Raw genomic sequence first — 26021 nt, forward strand, 5'->3', positions numbered from 1 at the left:
TAGCAGCGGCGATTTTTTATTACTTGGCAATAAAAACATTTCCAAGAAGGCAGTGTCAACGTATAAAGTCTTGACGAATCAAAAATACAACTGTGCGCTAACCAGTCTGTACAAGTACGCATTTTGGTGCTAGTCATGACGTCGTCATAAAAAATAATACTTGGAATATCATTGGGAAAATATAGTTTGAAACGTCCTTTAATGCGGTATGAAGGTATTTTTTTGGCAGAAAATGCTGCCTATATGTATGTATAAATAATTCATGCGCTAGGCATTGGCGACACCATTTTTCGTCACAAACGTCAATACAGTAAATAACCGGCGTTTATCAGTGCATGACAACGCGCATCTGTCAGGCAGCCGGGATATGCGCTATCGTGTCGGGTTCGCAATGCCGGAATCGGCGTAGCAGATTTCGCGGGAAATGGCACGGTTGCCTGGTTCCGGTTCGGGAGTTTCATGGTTGCTTATATTGTCCGGCGCCTGTGGCAGATGTTGCCGACCATGGCGGGCGTCGTGCTGCTGGTGTTCGTGCTGTTCAACTGGGTCGGCGGTGATCCCGCCTATCTGTTGGCCGGCAAGATGGCCGATGCCAGCGCCATCGAGAATATCCGGCGCCAGCTGGGCCTGGATGAGCCATATCCGGTGCAGCTGTGGATTTTCGTCCAGCAGATCCTCACGTTCGACTTTGGCAACGCCTGGAGCACGGGCGAGCCGGTCGCGCAGATCATCACCAGCCGTCTCGGGCCGTCGCTCACCGTCCTGATCCCGCTCACTGTGCTCGAAGTGTTCTTCGGGATCGCGCTGGCGTTGGGGATCGCCTTCGTGCGCGGCTCGCTCACCGACCGCGCCGTGATGATTGCCTGCACGGTGGGCATGTCGATCTCGATCCTGGTGTATATCTCGGTGTTCCAGTACGTGTTTGCTTACCAGCTGGGCCTGTTTCCGGTGCAGGGCTGGGGCAGCAGCCTGGGCGAGAATCTGCGGCACTACGCGCTGCTGCCGATCATCATCGGCCTGGCCGTCTCGATCGCGCCGACGCTGCGCCTGTACCGCAGCTTCGTGCTCGATGAGGTGGGGCAGGACTACGTGCGCACCGCGCGCGCCAAGGGCCTGAGCGAGCGCCGCATCGTCTGGGTGCACGTGCTGCGCAATGCGGCCATTCCCATCATCACGCATGTGATGGCAAACCTGCCGGCGCTGTTGATCGGGGCCTTTCTGCTCGAGCGCTTCTTCGGCATTCCCGGCATCGGGCGCGAAGTCATTCTGGCCGTCGAACGCAGCGACTTCCCGGTGATCAAGGCGATCACGGTCTACGTGGCGGTGGCAACGATGGTGTTCAACCTGCTGGCCGACCTGCTGTACCGCGCCGTCGATCCGCGGGTGCAATTCCGATGATGACGCTGCAGACGTCCGCCGATTCGGCTGGCTTGTGGACACTGGCCTGGCGCCGCCTGCGGGCCGACCGGGTGGCGATGGCGGCGCTTGCCGTCGTGGCTGGCTTCTTGCTGCTCGTGCTGCTCTCGAGCACGGGCCTGGTGGCCGCTGACTGGGAAGACGAGGTGGCCGTCAATTACGCCCCGCCCGGCTTTGTCGGCGCCGATGCGACGGCGCGTGCACTGGCGCAAGCGCAACTGCCACGCGCCACGCCGCCGAATGCGTTCGATCCGCTCGCGGCCGAACTGGCAGCGCTGCAGGCGCAACTGGCGGCGACCCATCCGCCGGTGGCCAAGCAAACGACGCTGCTGTTTGGCGCCGATAAATGGGGCCACGACATCGTCAAGAAGACGATCAAGGGCGGTGAAACGTCCATTGTCGTGGGTCTGGTGGCGGCGCTGGTGGCGGTCACGCTGGGCACGCTGTTCGGCGCCGTGGCCGGGTTTTTCGGCGGCTGGATCGACGATTTGTTCAACTGGTTCTACAGCATCTTCACGTCGATTCCGTCGATCCTGATGATCCTGACCGTGGCCGCCGTGCTGCAGCAAAGGGGCGTGACGACCATCGTGCTGATTCTGGGCCTGACCGGCTGGACCGGGCCGTTTCGCCTGATGCGCGCCGAGTACATCAAGCACAGCGCGCGTGAATACGTGATGGCCGCCAACGCCATCGGCGCGTCGAACTGGCAACGCATGTTCGGGCATATCCTGCCGAACGTGTCGCACGTGGCGCTGGTGCAGATGTCGATCCTCGTGGTCGGCTTCATCAAGGCCGAAGTGATCCTGTCGTTCCTGGGCTTCGGCGTGCCGGTCGGGACCGTCTCGTGGGGCAGCATGCTCAACGAGGCGCAGAATGAACTCATCCTCGGCAAGTGGTGGCAGTTAGCGGCGGCGGCCGGCGCCATGGCCGTGCTCGTTACCAGTTTTTCGCTGTTCGCCGATGCCTTGCGCGACGCGCTCGACCCCAAGATCAAATGACCCAGGACACAAACCCCTTGCTCCGGGTGCGCGATCTGCGCATCGCGTTCCGGGTCGACAGGCACCGTACCAGCGTCGCGCTGAAAGGCGTGTCGTTCGACGTGCCCGACAACAGCACGGTGGCGCTGGTGGGCGAATCGGGCAGCGGCAAGTCGGTCAGTTCGCTGGCCGTGATGGGGCTGCTGCCGCCCGAGACCACGATCGTCGATCCGGGCTCGCGGATCGCGTTTGCCGGCCGCGAACTGCTCGGCTTGCCACTGGCCGCGCGGCGCGCCTTGTGCGGCAAGGACATCGCGATGATTTTCCAGGAGCCGATGTCGTCGCTCAACCCGGTGCTGACGGTGGGGTTCCAGATCGGCGAAGTGCTGCGCCAGCACATGGGCTTGACCAGGCGTGGCGCCCGCGCCCGCACGCTCGAGCTGCTGGCTGAAGTGGGCATTCCCGATCCGCAGCACAAGATCGATGCCTATCCGGGCCAGATGTCCGGTGGCCAGCAGCAGCGCGTGATGATCGCGATGGCCATTGCCTGCGAGCCGAAGCTGCTGATCGCCGACGAGCCAACCACGGCCCTGGACGTGACGATCCAGAAGCAGATCATGGACCTGATCGCGCGCCTGCAGCGCGAGCGGCGTATGGCCGTGCTGTTCATCACGCACGACCTGGGCCTGGTGGGCGAGATTGCCGATCGCGTGATCGTGATGCGCCATGGCGAGGTGCGCGAGGAGGGCACCGCCGCGCAGGTGTTCGGCGCGCCGCAGGACGCCTATACACGGGCGCTGCTGCATTGCCGGCCATCGCTCGACGCGCGCCCGCTGCGCCTGCCGGTGATCGACGACTACCTGGCGGGGCGCGTGCTGCCTGGCGCGCAGCTGCCGCAGCGCGTGCGCGGCACGCACCCCGACGATGCGCCGCTGCTGGTGGTAAAGAATCTGGCCAAGAGTTTCTGGACACGCGAGGGCCTGTTCGGCAAGCGCGAATTCAAGGCGGTCGAGGATGTCTCGTTCACGCTGGCGCGCGGCAAGACGCTGGGCGTGGTGGGTGAATCGGGCTCGGGCAAGACGACGGTGGGGCTGACGCTGTTGCGGCTGCACCGCGCGACGGGCGGCTCGGCGCTGTTCGAGGGGCGCGATCTGGTCACGATGAGCGACCGCGAATTCCAGCCGTACAAGCGGCGCATCCAGATTATTTTCCAGAACCCGTACGCGTCGCTCAACCCGCGCTTTACGGTCGGCCAGATTCTGCTGGAACCGATGCGCATCCACGGCATCGGCGCGCACGAGGCCGAGCGCGAGACGCTGGCGCGCGCCTTGCTGGGGCGGGTCGGCTTGCCGGATGCGGCGTATGGGCGCTATCCGCACGAATTTTCGGGCGGGCAACGTCAGCGCATTGCGATTGCGCGCTGCCTGACCATGCAACCCGAGATCCTCGTGTGCGACGAATCGGTCTCGGCGCTGGACGTGTCGGTGCAGGCGCAGGTGCTCAATCTGCTGCAGGATCTGCAGGACGAATTTGGCCTGAGCTATATCTTCATTTCACATGATTTGTCGGTCGTGAAATACATCTCCGACCAGGTGATGGTGATGCGTAACGGCGCTGTCGTGGAGGTCGCCGATGCCGACGCGCTGTACCGCGATCCGCAGCACCCATACACGAAGTCCCTGCTGGCGGCGATCCCGCGCGGCGTGTAACTACGGGTAGTGGTCGATGCCGCGAAAGACCGTTGCGAATATGCCAAACAACCTGCCGCAACAGGCCACATTCCTGTGCCGTGAGCGCAATTCACGTACACTGTGCCGATGTCCCAGTTAGTCGAACTCATTCAAGTCTATGGCGTGCTGATCGTGTTCGGCATCGTTCTCGTCGAGCAGTTCGGCCTGCCCATTCCCGCCTATCCGATCCTGATCGTGGCCGGCGCGCTGTCGGTCGATGCCGACGTCAGCTGGCAGCTGGTGTGGCTGGCCGCCATCGGCGCCTGCTTCATTTGCGATATGTTCTGGTTCCGCGCCGGGCGCTTCTATGGCAAGCGCATCCTGCGGCTGCTGTGCAAGATTTCCCTGTCCCCCGATTCGTGTGTCAACCAGACCGAAGAGCGCTTCAGCAAGTTCGGCGTCAAGTCGCTGCTGGTGTCCAAGTTCATCCCGGGCTTCAACACCATCGCCGCGCCGTTGTCGGGCGCGATGGGCGTCGCGCCCAAGCCGTTCCTGCTGTACGCCGTCACGGGCGCAGCGCTGTGGAGCGGTGTGGGCATCCTGCTCGGTGCCTGGTTCCATGACAGCGTCGACGACGTGCTGAATATCCTGTCGACGATGGGCAGCACGGCGCTGGTCGTCGTCGCCAGTGTTCTGGCGCTGTTCATCGCCTTCAAGTATGCCGAGCGGCGCCGGCACCGCGCGCGCAGCGCCGGCGAGCGCATCGAGATGGCAGAATTGCTGACGCTGATCGACAGTGGCGAGCAGCCGGTGCTCATCGATGCACGCAGCCTGACCGCGCAGAAGCTCGAGGCTGCCATCCCCGGTGCGCTGATTTTTCACGCGTGCCCGCCCGGGCAACTGATGGCGTCGCTCGACCGCGAGCGCCAGATTGTGGTCTACTGTAGCTGTCCCGACGACATCACCGCCGCCCAGGTGGCGCGCCAGTTCGCGGCCAATGGCTTTCATCGCGTGCGGCCGCTGCGGGGCGGACTGGATGCGTGGAATGCGCAACGTGGCGCCGCGCCATCGCTCGATCCGGCACCATGCGGATGAAGCGCACGTCTTGTAGAGTGAATCAAGTAGTGCAATTACGCTGTCAGAGCGCATCTGAGGGTAAGTCAGGCCTCACATGTGCGAATCTCTGTACCTAAACTACAGATAGTTCTTGTCTTCAAGGCAAAGAATTTAGTATTCTTGCAGCTTCGCTCCCAATGTCTGCAATGACCGCTTCCATGTTCATGTCCGAGACCTCCCGCCTGCATGCCGGCGGCCCCCGCCTGCTGGCCGATATCGGCGGCACCAATTGCCGTTTTGCACTGGAATGTGGTCCTGACCAGCTCGAGGGTATCGAGATCTACCCGTGCGCCGCGTATGCGACCCTGGGTGACGCGATGCGCAACTATTTGTCGAGCCCGACCGTCAAGGCGCTGACCTCCAGCCCGATCCTGCATGCAGCGCTGGCAATTGCCAACCCGGTCACGGGCGATTACGTGCGCATGACCAACCACCACTGGGAATTCTCGACCGAATCCTTGCGCCTGGAGTGCGGCTTTGAGGTTCTGATGGTGGTCAATGACTTTTCGGCACTGGCGCGTTCGCTGCCGCATCTGGGTGAGCACAAGCGGCAGGTCGGTGGCGGCGTGCCGCAGCCGGACACGGCGCTGGGTCTCATCGGCGCCGGCACCGGCCTGGGCGTGTCGGGCCTGATCCCGTGCGCCAGTTCGTGGACGGCCTTGCGCAGCGAAGGCGGGCACGTCAGCTTCGCGCCCATCAACGATGATGAAATCGCGATCCTGCAATTTGCCTGGCGCGAATACGATCACGTCTCGTTCGAGCGGTTCCTGTCCGGCGCTGGCGTCGAACTGATCTACCGCGCACTGGCCGATCGCGCCGGGAGTCCCGACGAACGTCTCAGCGCCGCCGAGATCTCGCGTCGCGCGCTGTCCGGCGAATGCCCATTGTGCGACGACGTGCTCGAAGCATTCTGCGGCATGCTTGGCACCGTGGCCGGCAACCTGGCCGTCACGCTCGGCGCGCAGGGCGGTATCTATATTGGCGGCGGTATCGTTCCCCGCCTTGGCGCGCGCTTTGACCGCTCGTCGTTCCGCCGCCGTTTCGAACAAAAAGGGCGCTTCGTCCATTATCTGACGGCCGTGCCAACCTACGTCATCACTGCCGAGTACCCGGCTTTTGTTGGCGTGTCAGCGATTTTGTCGGAAAAACTGTCAGACTGACGCTACTAGCTATCCACCGCGTGGATGGTCGCTTGTCCACTACGCGGTTTTATCGGGTACAATGGCCGCCAGTTGCAAGAAACGTTGTCGTCCCTTCGCGTGCCGCACAGGCCGCTCCCCGGCGCCTCCCGAACATGGCGAGTGCGCCGATACGCCGCGTTTCCCAACGAGCATCAATACTCAGAGGCAGTTTGCCCGCGACGGGTTCCTTGCCTGTCGTGTATAGATTGTCCGGCGCATCAGCCCCGGACCCACGCATTCCAGTATCAGGCAGCAGATCGCAAGCAGAACGGTAGCCGCCCACGCGCCGGTACCGCTCGTTGTGTGGTCGCCGGGCGCTGGCTGTGTTTGCCCTGATTCTGTTGCGCGGATTCTGTTTCTGCTACCGCTATAGTTTGTGGATTGACGACATCGCACTATGAATACTGACGAGGCCAAGCGCGTCCTCGAAACCGCCTTGCTGTGCGCCCGCGAGCCATTGTCGATCCACGGCATGAAAAAGCTGTTCGCCGAGGTCGATGCAGGCGGTCGCAGCCAGGGTGCCGGTGTTGGCGCCGATACGATCAAGATTTTGCTGGAAGAACTTCGCCACGACTGGGACGGGCGCGGTATCGAGATCGTCAGCCTGGCGTCGGGCTGGCGCTTTCAGAGCCGCCCCGAAATGAAGCCGTATCTCGACCGTCTCTCGCCCGAGAAACCGCCGAAGTATTCGCGGGCAACGCTGGAAACGCTGGCCATCATTGCCTATCGCCAGCCGGTGACGCGCGGCGACATTGAAGAGATTCGCGGCGTGGCCGTCAATTCGCAGACGATCAAAATGCTCGAAGACCGCGGCTGGATCGACGTGCTCGGCCACCGCGAAGTGGTAGGGCGTCCCGCGCTGCTGGGTACGACGCGCCAGTTCCTGGACGACCTGGGCCTGGCGTCGCTGTCGCAACTGCCGCCGCTGCAGGCGCTGGCCGAGGGGCCGGATGCACGCAGCCTGGAAGCACTGGAAGCAGCACTGAACGACAATTTTGAGAAGGCGGACGCCGGCGCGCCCGTCATACATCCGGACACTTCACCGATTGAAGTGTCGCTACAAGACCTGACAGACGACGGAATTGCCGAGGCGGGTCAGCACAATAAAGATACGAACGATGAACCCAACTGAACCAACCGAAAACATGCCTGTCGATGCAGCCGAGACCGCCGCCGCCAAGCCGAAGCGCCGCACCAAGGCCGTGATTGCAGCCGAAGCTGCTGCTGCGGCGTCGGCACCGGTCGCTGCCGCCGTGGAAGCGCCGGTCAAGGCAAAGCGCACCCGCAAGGTCGCCGTCGCCAGTGAATCCGGCGCCGCCGCGCCAGTCGCTGCCGAGTTGGCTGGCGATGCACCAGCTGCCGACGCGCCAGCCGCGAAAGTGCGCAAGCCGCGCGCGATGAAGGCCGCCAAAGAAGTTCAGGCTGCCAAGGAAGAGCTGGCCGCAGCGCCGGCCGCCGATGGCACCGACGCTGCACCTGCGCCGGCGCCGAAGCCGCGCGGTCCCCGCCAGATGCGCGAAAAGCGTGCCGAACGCGAAGCGCTCGAGCAGTTGGCCGCACCTGCCGCTGCTGTTGCCGACGCTGCGCCAGAAGGCGACGCGCCGGCTGTCGACACTGCCGATGCGGCTGCCGTCGACGGCGCGCCGCAGGGCCGCGGCCGTGGCCAGCAAAAGCCGGGCATGCGCAACCAGCAAAGCACCCGTCCGGTGCAGGGCGCCGGTCGCCAGGGCCAGCCGGTCAAGCAGATCGGCCGCAACGGCAAGCCGGGCAAGCCCGGTGGCAAGCCGCAGCCAATGGACGAGGCCGACAACGTGTTCTCGTTCGTCACGTCGGACGACTTCGACGCCAACGACGGCGCGCGCCGCAATGCGCCGGTCAAGGCCGTGCGCCGCGACCTGACCGCCGACGACGACGCGCCGAAGCTGCACAAGGTGCTGGCCGAAGCGGGCCTGGGTTCGCGCCGCGACATGGAAGACCTGATCGTTGCCGGCCGCGTGTCGGTCAATGGCGAGCCGGCCCACATCGGCCAGCGCATCCTGCCGACCGATGCCGTGCGCATCAACGGCAAGCTGATCCAGCGCCGCGTGAGCAGCAAGCCACCGCGCGTGCTGGTGTACCACAAGCCGGCCGGCGAAATCGTCAGCCATGACGATCCGGAAGGCCGTCCGTCGGTGTTCGATCGCCTGCCATCGATGAAAGCAGGCAAGTGGCTGGCCGTTGGCCGCCTCGACTTCAACACCGAAGGCCTGCTGCTGTTTACGACCTCGGGTGACCTGGCCAATCGCCTGATGCACCCGCGTTACAATATTGACCGTGAATACGCGGTGCGTACGCTGGGCGAGCTGGAAGAAGGCATGCGCCAGAAACTGCTGGCCGGCGTCGACCTCGATGACGGCAAGGCAGCATTCTCCAAAATCCAGAACGGCGGTGGCGAAGGCATCAACCGCTGGTACCGCGTGGTCATCGGCGAAGGCCGTAACCGCGAAGTGCGCCGCATGTTCGAGGCGGTCGGCCTGACCGTCTCGCGCCTGATCCGTACCCGTTACGGCGCAATGACGCTGCCAAGTGGCCTGAAGCGCGGTCGCTGGGAAGAATTCGAAGAAAACGATGTCCGTTCGCTGATGACGGCCTTCGGTGTCGAGAAGAAAGCGGCGCCGGAGAAAAACGCCAAGTCGGGCGGCAAGCCGGGCAAGGGTCCGCGTCCGAATGGTGCGCGCGACAGCGAGCGCGGTAATGAACGTGGCGGTGAGCGTGGCAACGAGCGTGGCAACATGCGCGGTCCTGAGCGCGGCAACGTGCGCAGCGCCGGAGGCGACGACGAGCGTAGCAACGACCGCAGCGATGGCAACCGCATCGACCGCGCCGATGCCAACCGCAATGTCGATCCGTTCGGTCCGCAGGCAACGCGCGTGGGCAGCACCCGCGGCCAGGGCATCCTGAATGGTCCGGTGCCTGGCAACAAGCCAGTCGGTGGCCGTCCGGGTGGTCAGGGCGGCGGCAAAGGCCGCGGCGCCGGTTTCGGCGGCGGGCAGGGCGGCAAGACGGGTGGCGCTGGCGCCAGCAGCCGTCCGCGCCAGCCCGATCCGTTGCAGACCACGTTCGGTTTTGCCAACACCGGTGGCGGCGCACGCCGCGGCGGTGCGGGTGGCGGCCAGGGTCCGCGTGGCGGCGCCGAGCATGCGGCACCGCGCCGCGGCCGTCGCGGATAAGCCTGATTCAGTGCGGGCTGCCGATGGCAGTCTGCTAACTGTTGTATAGCTGCTCATTTTGGCGTGCGGATTGCGAGGCACGCCGAAAAGCAGTATAATTTGCAGCCTAATCGAAGACCTTCCCGACGTGTTGTTCAGCGTGCATCCGGTGTAAGCGTCATATTTTGATTGGGGTGTAATGACAAAAAGATGGGCAGATGCCCATTTTTTTTTTGGTAAATCGTTTTAGAAGCCCTGGAGAAGTGCCGTGCAGCAGTTTGATTTAATCGCCACGACAGTCAGTGGTCTCGGTTATGAACTCGTCGATGTGGAGCGAGGCGACCGCGGGATCCTGCGTGTGTATATCGATTTTCCGGCTGCCGACGCGGACGAAAAGGGCCCGATCACGGTCGAGGATTGCGCCAAGGTGAGTCACCAGCTGTCGCATGTCTTCACGGTGGAAAACGTCGATTACGAACGACTCGAAATTTCGTCGCCGGGCCTCGATCGCCCGGTACGAACCCTCGCCGATTTCGCGCGCTTTGCCGGCCTTGAGTGCACGGTCAAGCTGCGCGTCGCGGTGCCGGGCAGTGATAACCGCAAGACGTTCACCGGTATCCTGCGCGGCGTCGAGAACGACAAGGTTGGCTTGGAATTTGACAGTAAAGATGGCCCGGCGTTGATGGAATTTACGCTGGCCGAATTGGATAAGGCACGTTTAGTGCCGCAGGTGGATTTTAGGAGTCGCAAAGCATGAGTCGCGAAATTTTGTTACTGGTGGATGCGCTTGCGCGCGAAAAGAACGTCGACAAGGAAGTCGTTTTCGGAGCGCTCGAGTTCGCGCTGGCACAGGCCACGAAGAAGCGTTATGAAGGCGAAGTCGACATTCGCGTGTCAATCGACCGTGACACCGGCGAATTCGAGACTTTCCGCCGCTGGCACGTCGTTCCCGACGAAGCCGGCCTGCAGCTGCCTGATCAAGAGATCCTGCACTTTGAAGCCAAAGAGCAGATCTCGGACATCGAAGTCGACGAATACATCGAAGAGCCGATTGAATCGGTCGACTTCGGTCGTCGCTTTGCCCAGGACACCAAGCAGGTCGTGCTGCAGCGCGTGCGCGATGCCGAACGCGAGCAGATCCTGCAAGACTTCCTGGAGCGTGGCGATTCGCTCGTCACCGGCACCATCAAGCGCATGGAACGCGGCGACGCGATTGTCGAATCGGGCAAGATCGAAGCACGCCTGCCGCGTGACCAGATGATCCCGAAAGAGAACCTGCGTATCGGCGACCGTGTGCGCGCTTTCATCCTGCGTGTGGACCGCAATATGCGTGGCCCGCAGGTGATCCTGTCGCGCACCGCGCCTGATTTCATCATGAAGCTGTTCGAACTCGAAGTCCCGGAGATCGAGCAGGGCCTGCTGCAGATTAAATCGGCTGCCCGCGATGCCGGCGTGCGCGCCAAGATCGCCGTGTTCACGGCCGACAAGCGCATCGACCCGATCGGTACCTGCGTCGGGATGCGCGGTTCGCGCGTCCAGGCCGTGACCGGCGAACTGGGTGGCGAGCGCGTCGACATCGTGCTGTGGTCCGATGACCCGGCGCAGTTCGTGATTGGCGCCCTGGCGCCGGCGAATGTCTCGTCGATCGTGGTCGACGAAGAAAAGCACGCGATGGATGTCGTCGTGGACGAAGAAAACCTGGCCATCGCGATCGGCCGTTCGGGCCAGAACGTGCGCCTGGCGTCCGAGCTGACCGGCTGGAAGATCAACATCATGACGGCCGAGGAATCGGCCAACAAGGTGGAGCAAGAGTCAGCGGCCATCCGCGCGCTGTTCATGCAAAAACTGGACGTCGACCAGGAAGTGGCCGACATCCTGGTGGAAGAAGGCTTCTCGAGCCTGGAAGAAATCGCGTATGTGCCAATTTCCGAAATGCTGGAAATTGAATCGTTCGACGAAGACACTGTCAACGAACTCCGTACCCGTGCACGCGATGCGCTGGTCACCGAGGCGATTGCTTCCGAAGAAGGCCTCGAAGGCATGGAAGAAGCTCTGGTCAATCTGGAAGGCATGGACCGTACCGTTGCCGGCAAGCTTGGCCTGGCTGGTATCAAGACGGTCGACGCATTCGCGGCACTGGCCTATGACGAGTTTGGCGCCATCCTGGCGCTGCCGTCGGAACGTGCCCGCGACCTGATCAAGAGTGAATTTAATGATGTGACCGACGACGAGATGAAGCTGGTCGATGGCAAGTACGACGACCGGGCGAAAGCACTGCAGGCGAAAGCCTGGAGCCTGGCTGAAACGGCCAAAGCTTGAGCAAATCTTTATCATCTGTCGCGACACATAGAAAAGAGGACTGAATGGCGAGTAACAACGTAGCCCAATTTGCCACCGAGCTGAAGATGCCTGCAGACCTGCTGCTGACGCAGCTGCGCTCGGCCGGCGTCGAAAAAAGTTCGACGTCAGATCCGTTGTCGAAAGATGATAAGGACAAGCTGCTGAACCATCTGCGTCGTACCCACGGCGCGAGCGACACCGGTGAAAAGAAAAAGATCACGGTAACGCGCAAGGAAACCAGCGAAATCAAGCAAGCTGATTCGTCGGGCAAATCGCGCACCATCCAGGTCGAAGTCCGCAAGAAGCGCACCTTCGTGCAGCGCGACGACCTGGTCACGACCAAAGCACCTGAAGAGCCAGTCGTCGACGTTGCTGAACAAGCACGTCGCGAAGAGGAAGCAGCGCGCCAGAACGAAGCGATCGCCCGCCAAGAGGCTGATCTGCGCGAGAAGCAAGAGCGCCTGATCAAACTCGAAGCCGAAGAAAAGGCGCAAGCCCAGGCAGCGCAAGAGCAGGCCAAGCGTGACGCGGCTGAACAAGCCAAGCGCGACGCCGCCGAGAAATCGGCTGCTGCTGCGGTGGCTGCCGGTGCTGCCAAAGAAGCGGCTGCCGGCGCGAAAGAAGCCGCTGCCGGTGCTGCTGCTGACGAGTCGGCCAAGCGCGCCGCTGAAGAAGTCAAGGCCCGCAATGAAGCGGCAAGCAAGGAAGCGGCCGAACGCGTTGCCGCTACCGAGCGCGCACGCAAGGCCGTGGCCGATGAAGTTGCGCAGATCAAGCTGATGATGAGTCAGCCGCGCCGCGTCATCAAGGCACCTGAGCCAGCACCGAAGCCGGTCGTCGCACCAGCGGCCCCAGCCGGTACGCTGCACAAGCCTGCCGACAAGAAGCCTGGCGAAGTCAAGAAAGACGACGCCAAGAAGCCTGGCGACAAGAAGTCGATCAAGTCGGCCAATGTGTCGTCGACCTGGTCGGATGACGCTAAAAAACGTGGCGGCCCGAGCGTGAAGACGCGCGGCGGCGCAGGCAGCAGCACCGGTGGCCGTGACGGCTGGCGTGCTGGTGGCGGCCGTGGCGGTCGTCGTGGTCATGATGACCGCGAGACCAACTTCCAGGCACCAACCGAAGCGATCGTGCGCGATGTACACGTGCCGGAAACCATCACCGTGGCCGAACTGGCCCACAAGATGGCGATCAAGGCATCGGAAGTCATCAAGCAGCTGATGAAGCTGGGCCAGATGTGCACGATGAACCAGGTGCTCGATCAAGAGACCGCGATGATCCTGGTGGAAGAGATGGGCCACAAGGCCTTCGCTGCCGCCGAGGATGATCCTGAGGCACTGCTGGCCGACAACGGCGAGCACGCCGAGTTCGAATCGACCTCGCGCGCACCGGTCGTCACCGTCATGGGTCACGTCGACCATGGTAAGACGTCGCTGCTGGATTACATCCGTCGCGCAAAAGTCGCCTCGGGCGAAGCTGGTGGTATTACCCAGCACATCGGTGCATACCACGTGGACACGCCACGCGGCATGATCACCTTCCTTGACACCCCGGGTCACGAGGCGTTCACCGCCATGCGTGCCCGTGGTGCCAAGGCGACCGACATCGTCATCCTGGTGGTGGCGGCGGACGACGGCGTGATGCCGCAAACCAAAGAGGCAATTGCTCACGCAAAAGCCGCTGGTGTGCCGCTGGTCGTGGCGATCAACAAGATCGACAAGCCGGGTGCCAACACTGACCGCGTCACGCAAGAGCTGGTCGCTGAAGGCGTCGTGCCTGAAGAATACGGTGGCGAATCGCCATTCGTGCCAGTGTCGGCAAAAATCGGTACCGGTATCGACGATCTGCTGGAGCAAGTGCTGCTGCAGGCCGAAGTGCTGGAACTGAAAGCACCGACCGAAGCGCCGGCCCGTGGTCTGGTGGTCGAAGCCCGTCTGGACAAGGGCCGCGGCCCGGTGGCAACGATCCTGGTGCAGTCGGGTACGCTGAAGCGCGGCGACGTCGTGCTGGCTGGTTCGTCGTTCGGTCGTGTTCGTGCCATGCTGGACGAAAACGGCAAGGCGATCACCGCTGCTGGTCCATCGATTCCGGTCGAGATCCAGGGCCTGACCGAAGTGCCGACTGCCGGTGAAGAAGTCATGGTCATGGCCGACGAGCGCAAGGCGCGTGAAATTGCCCTGTTCCGTCAAGGTAAGTTCCGTGACGTGAAGCTGGCCAAGCAGCAAGCCGCAAAGCTCGAGAACATGTTCGAGCAACTGGCCGAAGGCGAAATCAAGAACCTGCCGCTGATCGTCAAGACCGACGTGCAGGGTTCGCAAGAAGCGCTGGTCGGTTCGCTGCAGAAGCTGTCGACCTCGGAAGTGCGGGTCCAGATCGTGCACGCAGCGGTCGGCGGCATCACCGAGTCGGACGTCAACCTGGCAACCGCGTCGAAGGCAGTCATCATCGGCTTCAATGCCCGTGCCGACGCCCAGGCGCGCAAGTTGGCCGAGTCGAACGGCGTGGACATTCGTTACTACAGCATCATTTACGATGCGATTGACGAAGTCCGTACCGCTCTGTCGGGCATGCTGGCGCCAGAAAAGCGCGAGACCATCACCGGTCAGGTCGAGATTCGCCAGGTCATCCTGGTCTCGAAAGTCGGCGCGATTGCCGGTTGCCTGGTCACCGATGGTGTCGTCAAGCGTTCGTCGTCGGTCCGTCTGCTGCGCAACAACATCGTGCTGTGGACTGGCGAGATCGATTCGCTCAAGCGCTTCAAGGACGACGCAAAAGAAGTGCGCGCCGGTCTCGAGTGCGGCCTGTCGCTCAAGGGTCAGAACGAAATCCAGGTCGGCGACGTCCTGGAAGTGTTCGAAGTCACCGAAGTGGCACGTACGCTGTAAGCGACACGTTGGCGTAACATGGGGGCCAGGACGCTTCGCGGCAACGTCGCGAAGGGCCTGGCCCTTTTATTTGGCTCTCTGATTTTCCAGAAAAAGATGCAGCAACATCATGGCTAAACACAGCAAAAGCATTCCCAAGCGCGGCCTGCGCGTGGCCGACCAGATCCAGAAGGATCTGTCGGAACTCATCGCCTTCGAACTGAAGGACCCTCGTGTCGGCATGGTCACGATCAGCGAAGTGCAACTGACCCCCGACTACGCCCACGCCAAGGTGTATTTCACCCTGCTCAAGGATGGCGTGGAAGAAGTCAAGCAGACGCAGGAAGGCCTGAACAAGGCGTCCGGCTACCTGCGCAATATGCTGGGCAAGCGCCTGCACATCCACACGCTGCCGGCGCTGCACTTCGTGCATGACACGTCGACCGTGCGCGGCCTGCAGATGTCGGCCCTGATCGACCAGGCCAATGCGACCCGCTCGAAGGATGACCCGGAATCGAATCCGTCGCCTGAGCTGGATGCCGATCACGAGCACGAGCAGGAGCAGGAGCAGGAGCAACATCAGAATAGCGATGCTGGTGACGACGCCGACAAGGCGAACCAAGCGTGAACGGTCGGCCCGCCAAAAAACCGCGCGACCTGGTCAATGGCGTGCTGTTGCTCGACAAGCCGGTGGGCTTCTCGTCGAATGACGCGCTGATCAAGGCCAAGCGCGTGCTCAACGCGAAGAAGGCCGGCCACACCGGCACGCTCGACCCGTTTGCCACTGGCCTCTTGCCGCTGTGCTTTGGTGAAGCGACCAAGTTTTCGCAGGATTTGCTGGAGTCGGACAAGACCTATCTGGCCACGGTCCACCTGGGCATCATGACCACGACCGGCGACACCGAAGGCGAGGCCGTCGAGACCAAGCCGGTCGATGTGACGCTGGACCAGATCGAAGCCGCATTGGCCCGCTACCGCGGCCCGATCCTGCAGACGCCGCCAATGTACTCGGCGCTCAAGCGCGACGGCAAGGCGCTGTACGAATACGCGCGTGAAGGCATCGTGCTCGAGCGCGAAGCGCGGCCCGTCACGATCCACGCACTGACGCTGGTTGCTTACGATGCGCCGTTCCTGAAGATTGCCGTCACCTGCAGCAAGGGCACGTATGTGCGCGTGCTGGGGGAGGACATCGGCGCCGCGCTGGGTTGCGGCGCGCATCTGAACGCACTGCGCCGCACCGAGGTCGGGCCGTTGACGATCGAGGGCATGATCACGCTGGACGACCTGCTGGCGCACCCCGATCCGTTGTCGCTGTTGCAGCCGGTCGACGCTTTGCTGTCGAGTTTCCCGGCCCTTGAACTGATGCCCGAGCTGGCGCGCCGTTTCCTGCAAGGCCAGCGCCTGGCGCTCGGCAAGGAAGACATCGTGGTGCCCGAACAGCAGGGCAGGGTGCGCATCTATCATGATGGCAGCCTGCTGGGCACCGGGATTTTGGGGGAGTATGCGATCCTGGCGCCCGAGCGCCTGATCTCGACCGCGCCCCAAGGTTGATGTCACGCGGCAGTCATAAACGGGCGCTACCCTTGCAGGCAGCGCCCCGTCTGCCCAATGACCGGGCAAGCTCTTGAAATACCTCGCTATTTCCAGCCACCCCGGTTAGAGCGGTACTTTACCTGCTATACTAGTCGGTTTCCGAAATCAGCAAGTGCGCGGCAACTTCGCGGCACCATCGCGGCAACATCGTGGCAGCACCGGAGCAGTACTGTAGAAACATCGCGGTATAGCGCAGCAGATACTCGGCAGATCGTACACTTCCGTACAACGCAACTTCTCAGAGACCATGTCAAACACCAAACGCGCGATTCGTAATATCGCAATCATCGCCCACGTTGACCACGGCAAAACCACCCTGGTGGACATGCTGCTGCGTCAATCCGGTACGTTCCGTGAAAATCAGCAGGTGGAAACCCGCGTGATGGACTCGAACGACCTCGAAAAAGAACGCGGCATCACCATTCTGTCGAAGAACTGCGCTGTCGAGTACGAAGGTACCCACATCAATATCGTCGACACCCCAGGCCACGCCGACTTCGGCGGTGAAGTCGAGCGCGTGCTGTCGATGGTTGACTCCGTGCTGCTGCTGGTCGATGCGCAAGAAGGCCCGATGCCACAGACCCGCTTCGTGACCCGCAAGGCACTGGCCCTGGGCCTGAAGCCAATCGTCGTCGTCAACAAGGTCGACCGTCCAGGCGCGCGCGCTGAATGGGCCATCAACCAGACGTTCGAACTGTTCGACAAGCTCGGCGCAACCGACGAGCAGCTGGACTTCCCGGTCGTCTACGCATCGGGCCTGAACGGCTATGCCGGCCTGACCGAAGATGTCCGCGAAGGCGACATGAAGCCGCTGTTCGAAGCAATCCTGCAACACGTGCCAGTCCGTGACGACAATCCGGACGGTCCGCTGCAGATGCAAGTGACCTCGCTCGACTACTCGTCGTACGTCGGCAAGATCGGCATTGGCCGTATCTCGCGCGGCCGCATCAAGGCCGGCCAGGACGTCATCGTCCTGAACGGTCCTGGTTCGACCCCGATCAAGGGCCGCATCAACCAGGTCCTGAACTTCAAGGGCCTGGAGCGCGTGCTGGTCGATGAAGCCGTCGCCGGCGACATCGTCCTGATCAACGGTATCGAAGAAATCGGCATCGGTTCGACCGTCTGCGCACCGGACACCCCGGACGCACTCGAAATGCTGACCGTCGACGAGCCAACGCTGACCATGAACTTCATGGTCAACAACTCGCCACTGGCCGGCCGCGAAGGCAAGTTCGTCACCAGCCGTCAGCTGCGCGAACGCCTCGACCGCGAACTGAAAGCCAACGTCGCACTGCGCGTTTCGCCAACCGACGACGACACGATCTTCGAAGTCTCGGGCCGCGGCGAACTGCACCTGACGATTCTGCTGGAAAACATGCGTCGCGAAGGCTTCGAGCTGGCAGTGTCGCGTCCACGCGTCGTGTTCAAGATGGTCGATGGCGTGCGCCATGAGCCGTTCGAGAGCCTGTCGGTCGACGTCGAAGAAGCCAACCAGGGCGGCGTGATGGAAGAACTGGGTCGTCGTCGTGGCGACCTGCAGAACATGGAATCGGATGGCAAGGGCCGCGTGCGTCTCGAGTACCTGATCCCGGCGCGTGGCCTGATCGGCTTCCAGGGCGAATTCATGACCCTGACCCGCGGCACCGGCCTGATGAGCCACGTGTTCCACGAGTACGCACCAGTCGACAACAGCAAGGGCGAAATGGCCGGCCGTCGCAACGGCGTGCTGATCTCGCAGGATGACGGCGCTGCCGTTGCCTACGCCATCTGGAAACTGCAGGACCGCGGCCGCATGTTCGTGTCGCACAACGATCCGGTGTACGAAGGCATGGTCATCGGTATCCACTCGCGTGACAACGACCTGGTCGTGAACCCGATCAAGGGCAAGCAGCTGACCAACGTGCGTTCGTCGGGTACCGACGAAGCGGTGCGCCTGGTGCCACCAATTCAGATGTCGCTGGAATACGCGGTCGAATTCATCGAGGACGACGAACTGGTCGAGATCACCCCGAAGAGCATTCGTCTGCGCAAGCGCTACCTGAAAGAGCACGAGCGCAAGAAAGCCAACCGCGAAGGTTAATTCCTTCGAACGTAAAAAACCCGCTGCCTGCAGCGGGTTTTTTTATGCCTGGTTTGTTGGATCGGACCGGCTGGTCAGCGATTCAGGCTGTCGCGCAGTGCATCGGTCCATGGCTCGTGCGCAAAGGTATGGTAGCGACCCGCCAGCAGCGCGCTGGCTACCTTGGCACAGCGCGCAACCGGACTGGCCGGCAACCGGCCGCGCCAGCGGATGAAATCTGCCGCTTCCTGCGCCATGGCGATATGCGATGGGGCCAGGCCAGCGCGGCCGGCCATGTGCGCATGCAGCGTGGCGCGCGCCGACAGGAGACTGTCGGTGGTGGCTTTCAACGGACTCGGGCTGCCGATGGCCCACCACAGACGGCGCAGCTTGGTGAGCCGCCCCGTCCGCTTGACGCCCACCAGATTGGCGCCATGCTGGCGGTACTGGATGGTCGGAGTGTCGAGCATGACGACGCGGCCCGATGCCGCCGCCATCAGCGCAAGCCAGCCATCGTGGTAAAACATGGTCTTGGGGGGCATGGGCTGCAGGTGCCGGACCAGGCGGCGCCGGAACGCGGCGGCAGCGCCGGTAACCACGTTGCGGCGGCAATATACGCGAAACGCACAGCCACTGTTGATATCGCGCCGTTCGGCTCTGGAGATCGCGAGTTCCTCGAACAGCGTCGCTCCCAGTTCGTGCCCGTCGGCGTCAACCAGGATGGCATCGGTGTGGGCCAGTTGCACGCTGTCGTCAGCTTCGAATTCGGCGGCGAGCAGCGCGACCTTGTCGGGCATCCAGACGTCGTCCTGGTCGGACGCGAACACGATGTCTTCTTCTACCAAGCGCATGGCCTGCTCGAAATTCGCGCTCACGCCAAGTGGGGGATCGTTTCGCACCAGGGTGACGCGCACCGGGGCCTCCTTGGCCCATGCTTCCAGGTATTCCCAGGTGCCATCGGTGGAACCATCGTCGGATACGACGATATGGGCGACGGCGCGGGTTTGCGCGAGGATGCTGTGCAGCTGCTGCGGCAGGTATTTCAAACCGTTGTGGGTGATCAACGCAACGCCGCTGGTCAAAGGTGTGCCGCGGAAAGTAGTTGGTGAATCCATGGGCGCCAAATCAGTTTCAATTGAATTGAAATTGATGATAGCGCGCCTCTGGATCGTGCACGATTGACCGCGGTGATTCTATCCAAACATTGCAGCGCGGCGTTATTGCCAGAAATCGGTGGCGGCGTCGGTCAGTGCAAGCCGAGCAACGCCTGTACCCGCTCACGGCTCACGCCCACCAGCGCCGAGGTGATGGCCAGCAGCGACTGGTAATCGTGGCTGGTGGCTGTGCCGGAAAAATCTGCAGCCAGCAGCGCCAGTTCGGCCTGTTCCATCTCCGGTTGCGCCGTGCGCGCCATGGCCACGCTCAGCGCGAGCGTCGCGGCATCCTGCGAGCGGCGCACGCGCGTCAGGGCTTGTACCACGTCGCGCAGGCCCTGGCGCAGGGCGTCCGGATTACCCAGTTTCCATTCCTGCGGCGCCAGCGAGGGCGGTAGTGCGACCGTGTCGACACGGCCACGGCCCGTGACTGCGATGGCATCCTTCACACCGTCGAACGTGGCTTCAGGCGTGGTGAAGACAAGTGTGCGATCCGTGTCCAGCCCGGCGCGAATCCCGACTGGCGCCAGTGTGCGGTCCAGACGTCGCGCGATTTCTTCCTCGGTCATGCCTGGTTCGAACCTGGCCGCCAGTTGCGGGCCGCCGACGCTGCCGACCGAAAAGCCGAGGGTCTGTGGGCCGGCGGCCTGCAGGCTGGCAATGTCCAGGCCATCGATACGAAACCGTTGCTGCGCGACCCGGCTGCCATCAAAGCCAAGCTCGGCATCGAGCCCCGCGCCGCCTTCGCTGCGGCGGGCGTCAAGGGTGTCACCAAGCTGGCGCACCCGCGCTTCGAGCTGACGCGAGGCGGCGCCACGCCCGGCCAGGCGTGTCGAGAGGTCGGTTTTGAGTGCTTCGAGTTGGGCGGCGATGCGCGCCAGGTAGTCAAGTGCCTGCTGGGCTTGCGCCACGTCCGTTTGCAGACCGGGGTTGTGGATGACGCTGCGGCGCGGCGCACGCGCCGCGGACGCCGTTGCGGCGCCCGTATCGGCTGGCGGCGCGGACGGCTGCGCGGCCAGCGCCCGGGCCACGCTGCTGGCGCCGGTGCGGACCGTGCCGCCCGGCGTGCCGTTACCGGGGACGGCGGATGGCGTGAGGGTGCGGGTGAGGGCGTCCATGGTCATCAGAGTGCATCGAACAGCGACAGGTTGCCGATCTTGGCGTAGGCCTTGTAGGTCGCCTGCAGGGCCGATGAGTAGCCACTGAGCTCGGTCGCCGCGAGGCCGACATCGAGCTGGCCGATGTCGACGATGGCCATCTGGTTCGACAGGCTGATATTGGCGTGGTTGTCGTCGAGCGTCTTGATGACGTTCTGACGGCCGCCCATCGTGGCGATCTTGCTCGAGACCAGACCCTGGGTCGTATCGAAGCCTTGCAGGTTGGCAGTCAGTACGGCGCGCACGGCAGGATCGTTGGCGTTCGCGCCCGGCGCCGACAGTGCGCGAATGGTCTCGTCAAGCTGGTTCAGCAGCGATTCCAGGCCCGCCAGGTCCTCGTTGGCCGGCTGGGTCAGCCCGTTGCCGACCGTGACGTTCTGGCTGTTGCTGTTGCCCGCATACGTGTAGCGCGCACCTGCCGCGGCGGCCGGATCGAAGGCCAGCGGCGCCGTCCGGGTCAGGGTGCCCGAAAACAGATGGTTGCCTTCGTGGTCGACCGTGTTGGCGGTGAAGAACAGACTGTCCTTGAGCGCCTGCAGCGGCGCAATCATCGCTTTCAGGTCGGCCGGCGCGTTGCCGCCGTCGGAGGCCCAGACCAGCAGGTCGCGGCCTTCGTTCATCTCGCCCACCATATTGCTCAGGTAGCCTTCCGACTTGGACAGTCGCAGCTGCAGCGCACCGATATTGTCGCGATATTGCTGGACCGACGATTCCTCGCGTTCGAGGCGCGACAGGCGCACGCTGTCGACCGGGTCGTCCGACGGCAGCAGGATGCGCTTGTTGCTGGCGATCTGCTGCATGATCTGGCTGACCCGCTCCTGGTTGACCTGGAGTGAGGCATTCATCGTCGATTGGTACTGGGAAGTGGCGATACGCATGATTGTTCCTTTAGCCCATCATCGCGAGCGTGGCGTCGAACATCGAGTTGGCAATCGAGATCACCCGCATGTTCGCTTCGTACATCCGCTGCAGTTCCACCAGCTTGACCGCTTCTTCGTCTTCGTTGACGCCGCTGGTCGATTGCCAGTCGTCGACCGCTTGCGTGCGCACGGTGTCGGTGGTCTTGAGGGAGGCTTTATTCAGTTTGCTGTCGATGGCAAGCTTGCCCAGCAGCTGGGTATCGGCGTCGCTCAGCAGGACAGTGCCGATACCGGGCAGCGTGACTGGCTGCCCCTTCAGCGCGGCAAGTTTTTGCAGATTGCCGGTGTCGCCCGGCGAGCCGTCACCCGAAAAGGCGAGGTCTTCGGCCTTGAAGCCGGTGATAACCTTAAGGGCATTCGCGCCGCCGCCCGGGGTGTAGACGAACAGCGGTGTCCCCGGCACGGCGGGTCCGCTGGCAGGCGTGCTGTAGCCGAGTGCCAGCTGGGCATTGACGCGCTCGGCAATCGTGCGGCCCAGCGCGTCGATATCGTCCTGCAGCGGTTTGAGCGTGGTGACTTCGTACAGGCTCAGACCACCGATCTGGCCCCCCATTTTCGTGGCGTCCAGCGTGAAGGTGGCATTGGCAAACGTGATCGAAAACGCCTGTGGCGCGTCGGCCGTCGCGGCCGCCTGGAGCGTGCCGTGCATCCCGCCGATCACCAGTGCCTGGCCACTCTTGAGCGCGACATCACGGCTGCCATCCGCGTTGGTGGATACCTCCAGCGCCATCCTGGAAGCCAACGCGTCGATGGCGCTGTCGCGCGCATCGATCAGGCCGGACGCCGAGACGCCGCCCGCCTGGGTTTCCATGATCTGCCGGTTCAGGCTCGCGATCGTGCTGATGTCGCTGTTGGCCGACTCGACCAGTGCGCTGCGCTGCTGGCGCACCGACGTCAGTTGTGCGTTGAAGACATTGTTCATGCCATTGATGCGCTCGCCCATCAGACTGGCGGATGTGAGCACCTGCTGGCGCAGCGGGGTCGAGCCGGGGTCGCCGGCAACGGCATTGATCGCCTTGAAGAAGGCGTCGATGCCGGCCGACAGGCTGGCCGACGCGTCGCCCATGACACTTTCGAGCTGGGTCAGGTAGGGCTGCGACTGCGCGTAGGCGCCTTGCTCCGACGCTGCGCGCCACATGGCCTGGCTCTTGTAGTTGTCGGAAAAACGCATGAGCGAACTCACCTGAACGCCATTGCCGGCCGAGCGGCCGCTGGCATCCGGGCCAACCGACGTAAACAGCGCCGATTGCCGGGTGTATCCCTTGGTTTGCAGATTCGCGATGTTCTGGCTGCTGGCCGACAGCGCGATCTGGGCGGCGAGGGCGCCGGAAAGGGCATTGTTGATGATCGTCATGGGTGAGACTCTTTTCGGGACAGGGTTAACCTGATAAGGCGACCAATTATTGCCGTTTGTTAAGCTTTACCGCAGATTGGCGTTGCCGGTGCGGTCCATCAGGTTTTGCCGCCCCCGGCGCCCGGCACCAGCTGGCGCAGGATCGCGTCGGCAATGCCGAACGCGCGCTGACCGGCCATATTGCCTGCCAGCAGATCGTCGGCCATGTCCTGCATGTCCTGGTTGACGCGGTTGTTGAAAACGCTGTCTTCGCTGGCCATTTCGCGGGTCGAGGCGCGCATCGTGCGCAGCATGTGGCCGATGAAGAAGCGCTCGAATTCGACTGCTGCCTTGGTGGCCTTGGCGACATAGGCGGGGTCGGGCTGTGGCTCGGCCGCTGGGGCGACTGCAGTGTCGGCACCCGCCGCCAGGCTCGTGGTGCGAAGTTCGTCGATGCGCATCAGATCACCACCAGTTCGCCTTCGATCGCGCCGGCCTGGTCGAGGGCCTGCAGGATCGCCATGATGTCGTCGGGCGAGGCGCCCAGGCTGTTGACGGTGTCGATGATCGTCTGCAGGCGCGCGCCGGGCGGCCAGCGGAACATCTGGCCCGAGCCCTGGTCGACCGACAGCTTCGATTCGGGCGTCACGGCGGTCTGGCCGCGGCTGAGCGGCCCCGGCTGGCTGACGCGCGAACTCTCCGAAATGATCACCTTCAGCGAGCCGTGCGTGACGGCGGCGGCTTTCACGCGCAGGCCATCGGCGATGACGACGGTGCCGGTGCGCGAATTGAACACGACGCGCGGCACCTCGACACCCGATTCGACGGTCAGCGCGGTCAGGCGCGCCATGAATGCCACGCGCTCGGTCGGATTGCTGGGCGCGATGACGTCGACGCTGGTGCCGTCCTGCGTGGTGGCCACCGGGCCGTAGCGCTTGTTGATCGCATCGACCACATTGGTCGCCGTCTCGAAATGCGGCTGGCGCAGGCGCAGCGTGATTTGCGGGCGGGTGGCAAAATCGGTAGCGATCTCGCGCTCGATCTGGGCGCCGTTGGGAACGCGGCCGGCGGTCGGGGTATTCACGGTGACCGACGAGCCGCTGCGGCCGCTGGCGTTCAGGCCACCGACCACGACATTGCCCTGGGCCAGTGCATAGACTTCGTTGTCGGCCGCGCGCAGCTGCGTCAGCAGCAGCGTGCCGCCACGCAGGCTTTTCGAGTCGCCCAGCGACGAGACGGTGACGTCGATCGTCTGGCCACGGCGGTAGCCGGGCGGGAAGGTGGCCGAGACCATCACGGCGGCGACGTTCTTGTTCTTGGCGTCTTCGCCCTCGGGCAGGCGCACGCCGAACTGCTTGAGCATGTTCACGACCGACTGGCTCGAGTATTTGACCTGGGTCGAGTCGCCGCTGCCGTTCAGGCCCACCACGAGGCCATAGCCGACCAGCGGGTTATCGCGCACGCCTTCGACGCTGACGAGGTTGCGCAGGGCCTGGGCGGCGTGGGCGGGGTAGGCGGACAGCAGGGCGCAGAACGCGGCAAGCAGCAGGGGCGCAAAACGGCGCGACATCATGGTCATCCTCAGAACGGCATCAGGGGGCTGTTGAAAAAGCGCGTCAGCCAGCCCGGCGTGTTGGCCTCGGCCAGTGCGCCGCGGGCGGAATAGGCGATGCGGGCATTGGCCACGCGCAGCGACGAGACGCGGTTGTCGGTATCGATGTCGGCAGCGCGCACGAAGCCTTTCAGGCGCACGAATTCTTCGCCCTGGTTCAGCATCAGGTTCTTTTCGCCGGCCACGCGCAGCAGGCCATTGGGCAGCACTTCCTGCACGATCACGGTCAGGGCGCCGGACAGTGCATTCTGCTGGGTGCTGGTGGCGTCGCCTTCGAAATCGCGGTCGGCCGAGACGTCGAGCGAGGTCTTGCCGTAGACCTTGCCGAGCGCGGCCAGCGGCGAGATGCCGATCGACGAGCCCTTCGAGATGCTGGTGCCGGCCCGCTTGCTGGCCTGCGTCGTCTCTTGCAGGATCACGGTGACGGCGTCGCCCACGCGGTAGGCGCGGCTGTCGGACGTGAGCGAGACCGTATCGGCCGTGAACACGCCACCCGACAGGCCGGCGCGCACCGGGCGCTGCAGCGGCATGGCGTCGTCGTTGGCCAGCGAGACCGGCATCGGCGACGAGCAGCCGGCCAGGACCAGCCCGCACAGGGCGGCGGCAAGCGCCCAGGCAAGCGCGTTGGCAGGCGGGATGGCAACGGTATGCATCAGCGTGCCGCCGCCGCCAGGGTCTGCAGCATATTGTCGGCTGCCGACAGCACCTTGGTGTTCATCTCGTAGGTGCGCTGGGCCGCGATCATGTCGACCATCTCTTCGACGACCTGCACGTTCGAGCCTTCCAGCGAGCCTTGCTTGAGCTTGCCGAATGCGGCGTCGCCCGGACGGCCTTCGTTGGCCGCGCCGCTGGCGGCGGTTTCCTGGAACAGGTTGTCGCCCAGTGCCAGGAGGCCCGTCGGATTGATGAAGGCGGTCAGGTTCAGCTGGCCGATTTCCTGCGGCGCCGGCTGGCCCGCGATCGTCACCGAGACGACGCCGTTCTCGCCGATGGTCACGCCGGCGGCGTTCTGCGGAATCGTGATCTGCGGCACGATCGGCAAGCCCTGGGCATTGGTCAGCGTGCCATTGGCGTCGACCTGCAACTGGCCGGCGCGGGTGTAGGCCGGTTCGCCGTTCGGACGGCGCACCTGCAGGAAGCCGGCGCCGGAGATGGCGACGTCGAGCGGCTGGCTGGTCTGCTGCAGGCTGCCGTTGGTGAACGCCTTCTGGGTGCCGACCACGCGCACGCCGTTACCGAGCTGCACGCCATTGCTGACGGTGTTGTCGGCATTCTGGGCGCCCGGTTGCGCATCGACCTGGTAGAACAGGTCTTCGAACACGACGCGATCGCGCTTGAAGCCGACGGTGTTGACGTTGGCCAGGTTGTTGGCGATGGCCTGCAGCTTGGCGTCTTGCGCCTGTACACCGGTCTTGCTGATCCACATTGCTGGATTCATGGT

The 26021-nt window shown here is 63.4% G+C and carries 21 protein-coding genes; 13 read left to right on the plus strand and 8 right to left on the minus strand.

Features of this window, described 5'->3' with window-relative positions; all coding sequences use genetic code 11:
- The first annotated feature begins 459 nt into the window (after positions 1 to 459).
- From AC56LH_RS02255 to typA, 13 genes are all read left to right on the plus strand, one after another.
- The gene (locus AC56LH_RS02255) at positions 460 to 1398 is read left to right on the plus strand and encodes an ABC transporter permease (RefSeq protein WP_499643675.1); all 939 of its coding nucleotides are present in this window, start codon (positions 460 to 462) and stop codon (positions 1396 to 1398) included.
- Entirely contained in the window at positions 1398 to 2414 is a 1017-nt protein-coding gene (locus AC56LH_RS02260) for an ABC transporter permease (RefSeq protein ID WP_499648353.1), read from the plus strand. The genes AC56LH_RS02255 and AC56LH_RS02260 overlap by 1 nt, the downstream gene beginning before the upstream one ends.
- Complete coding sequence (locus AC56LH_RS02265; protein ID WP_499643677.1) at positions 2411 to 4102, plus strand: ABC transporter ATP-binding protein; 1692 nt, start codon at positions 2411 to 2413, stop codon at positions 4100 to 4102. Before AC56LH_RS02260 ends, AC56LH_RS02265 begins: the two co-directional genes overlap by 4 nt.
- Positions 4103 to 4210: 108 nt before the next feature.
- Entirely contained in the window at positions 4211 to 5158 is a 948-nt protein-coding gene (locus AC56LH_RS02270) for a VTT domain-containing protein (RefSeq protein ID WP_499643679.1), read from the plus strand.
- 185 nt (positions 5159 to 5343) lie between these two features.
- A complete protein-coding gene (locus AC56LH_RS02275) occupies positions 5344 to 6339 on the plus strand; it encodes a glucokinase (RefSeq protein WP_499643681.1) in 996 nt (331 codons plus the stop codon).
- A gap of 418 nt (positions 6340 to 6757) precedes the next feature.
- On the plus strand, positions 6758 to 7492 hold the full coding sequence (gene scpB, locus AC56LH_RS02280) for an SMC-Scp complex subunit ScpB (RefSeq protein ID WP_499643683.1): 735 nt from the start codon (positions 6758 to 6760) through the stop codon (positions 7490 to 7492).
- A complete protein-coding gene (gene rluB, locus AC56LH_RS02285) occupies positions 7479 to 9569 on the plus strand; it encodes a 23S rRNA pseudouridine(2605) synthase RluB (RefSeq protein ID WP_499643685.1) in 2091 nt (696 codons plus the stop codon). The genes scpB and rluB overlap by 14 nt, the downstream gene beginning before the upstream one ends.
- A 247-nt stretch (positions 9570 to 9816) precedes the next feature.
- Complete coding sequence (rimP, locus tag AC56LH_RS02290) at positions 9817 to 10305, plus strand: ribosome maturation factor RimP (protein ID WP_183549472.1); 489 nt, start codon at positions 9817 to 9819, stop codon at positions 10303 to 10305.
- Positions 10302 to 11867, plus strand: a complete 1566-nt coding sequence (gene nusA, locus AC56LH_RS02295) for a transcription termination factor NusA (RefSeq protein WP_183549475.1) — start codon at positions 10302 to 10304, stop codon at positions 11865 to 11867. The genes rimP and nusA overlap by 4 nt, the downstream gene beginning before the upstream one ends.
- Positions 11868 to 11911: 44 nt before the next feature.
- Positions 11912 to 14773 (plus strand): translation initiation factor IF-2, encoded by a 2862-nt coding sequence (gene infB / locus AC56LH_RS02300; RefSeq protein ID WP_499576192.1) that lies wholly within the window; start codon positions 11912 to 11914, stop codon positions 14771 to 14773.
- A gap of 109 nt (positions 14774 to 14882) precedes the next feature.
- On the plus strand, positions 14883 to 15380 hold the full coding sequence (gene rbfA, locus AC56LH_RS02305) for a 30S ribosome-binding factor RbfA (protein ID WP_499643687.1): 498 nt from the start codon (positions 14883 to 14885) through the stop codon (positions 15378 to 15380).
- Complete coding sequence (gene truB / locus AC56LH_RS02310) at positions 15377 to 16303, plus strand: tRNA pseudouridine(55) synthase TruB (RefSeq protein WP_499643688.1); 927 nt, start codon at positions 15377 to 15379, stop codon at positions 16301 to 16303. Before rbfA ends, truB begins: the two co-directional genes overlap by 4 nt.
- Before the next feature lie 289 nt (positions 16304 to 16592).
- Complete coding sequence (gene typA / locus AC56LH_RS02315) at positions 16593 to 18425, plus strand: translational GTPase TypA (RefSeq protein WP_482897671.1); 1833 nt, start codon at positions 16593 to 16595, stop codon at positions 18423 to 18425.
- A gap of 74 nt (positions 18426 to 18499) precedes the next feature.
- Here typA and AC56LH_RS02320 read toward each other — a convergent pair whose 3' ends face one another.
- From AC56LH_RS02320 to flgG, 8 genes are all read right to left on the minus strand, one after another.
- Entirely contained in the window at positions 18500 to 19519 is a 1020-nt protein-coding gene (locus tag AC56LH_RS02320; RefSeq protein ID WP_499643690.1) for a glycosyltransferase family 2 protein, read from the minus strand.
- Between the two features lie 131 nt (positions 19520 to 19650).
- Positions 19651 to 20682 (minus strand): hypothetical protein, encoded by a 1032-nt coding sequence (locus tag AC56LH_RS02325; protein WP_499643692.1) that lies wholly within the window; start codon positions 20680 to 20682, stop codon positions 19651 to 19653.
- Positions 20682 to 21593 (minus strand): flagellar hook-associated protein FlgL, encoded by a 912-nt coding sequence (gene flgL, locus AC56LH_RS02330; RefSeq protein WP_499643694.1) that lies wholly within the window; start codon positions 21591 to 21593, stop codon positions 20682 to 20684. Before flgL ends, AC56LH_RS02325 begins: the two co-directional genes overlap by 1 nt.
- A gap of 10 nt (positions 21594 to 21603) precedes the next feature.
- Positions 21604 to 22989 (minus strand): flagellar hook-associated protein FlgK, encoded by a 1386-nt coding sequence (flgK, locus tag AC56LH_RS02335; RefSeq protein ID WP_499643696.1) that lies wholly within the window; start codon positions 22987 to 22989, stop codon positions 21604 to 21606.
- Positions 22990 to 23087: 98 nt separating this feature from the next.
- Positions 23088 to 23429: a rod-binding protein gene (locus AC56LH_RS02340; RefSeq protein ID WP_499643698.1), complete on the minus strand. Its 342-nt coding sequence runs from the start codon at positions 23427 to 23429 to the stop codon at positions 23088 to 23090.
- Complete coding sequence (locus AC56LH_RS02345) at positions 23429 to 24541, minus strand: flagellar basal body P-ring protein FlgI (RefSeq protein ID WP_499643700.1); 1113 nt, start codon at positions 24539 to 24541, stop codon at positions 23429 to 23431. The genes AC56LH_RS02340 and AC56LH_RS02345 overlap by 1 nt, the downstream gene beginning before the upstream one ends.
- Positions 24542 to 24549: 8 nt before the next feature.
- Positions 24550 to 25233 carry a flagellar basal body L-ring protein FlgH gene (gene flgH, locus AC56LH_RS02350; protein ID WP_499643702.1) on the minus strand — a complete coding sequence of 228 codons (684 nt, stop codon included), beginning with the start codon at positions 25231 to 25233 and terminating at the stop codon, positions 24550 to 24552.
- Positions 25233 to 26018 carry a flagellar basal-body rod protein FlgG gene (flgG, locus tag AC56LH_RS02355; RefSeq protein WP_183549500.1) on the minus strand — a complete coding sequence of 262 codons (786 nt, stop codon included), beginning with the start codon at positions 26016 to 26018 and terminating at the stop codon, positions 25233 to 25235. The genes flgH and flgG overlap by 1 nt, the downstream gene beginning before the upstream one ends.
- Positions 26019 to 26021 lie beyond the last annotated feature (3 nt).

This window comes from Telluria sp. LT1R51-2 (assembly GCF_059685775.1).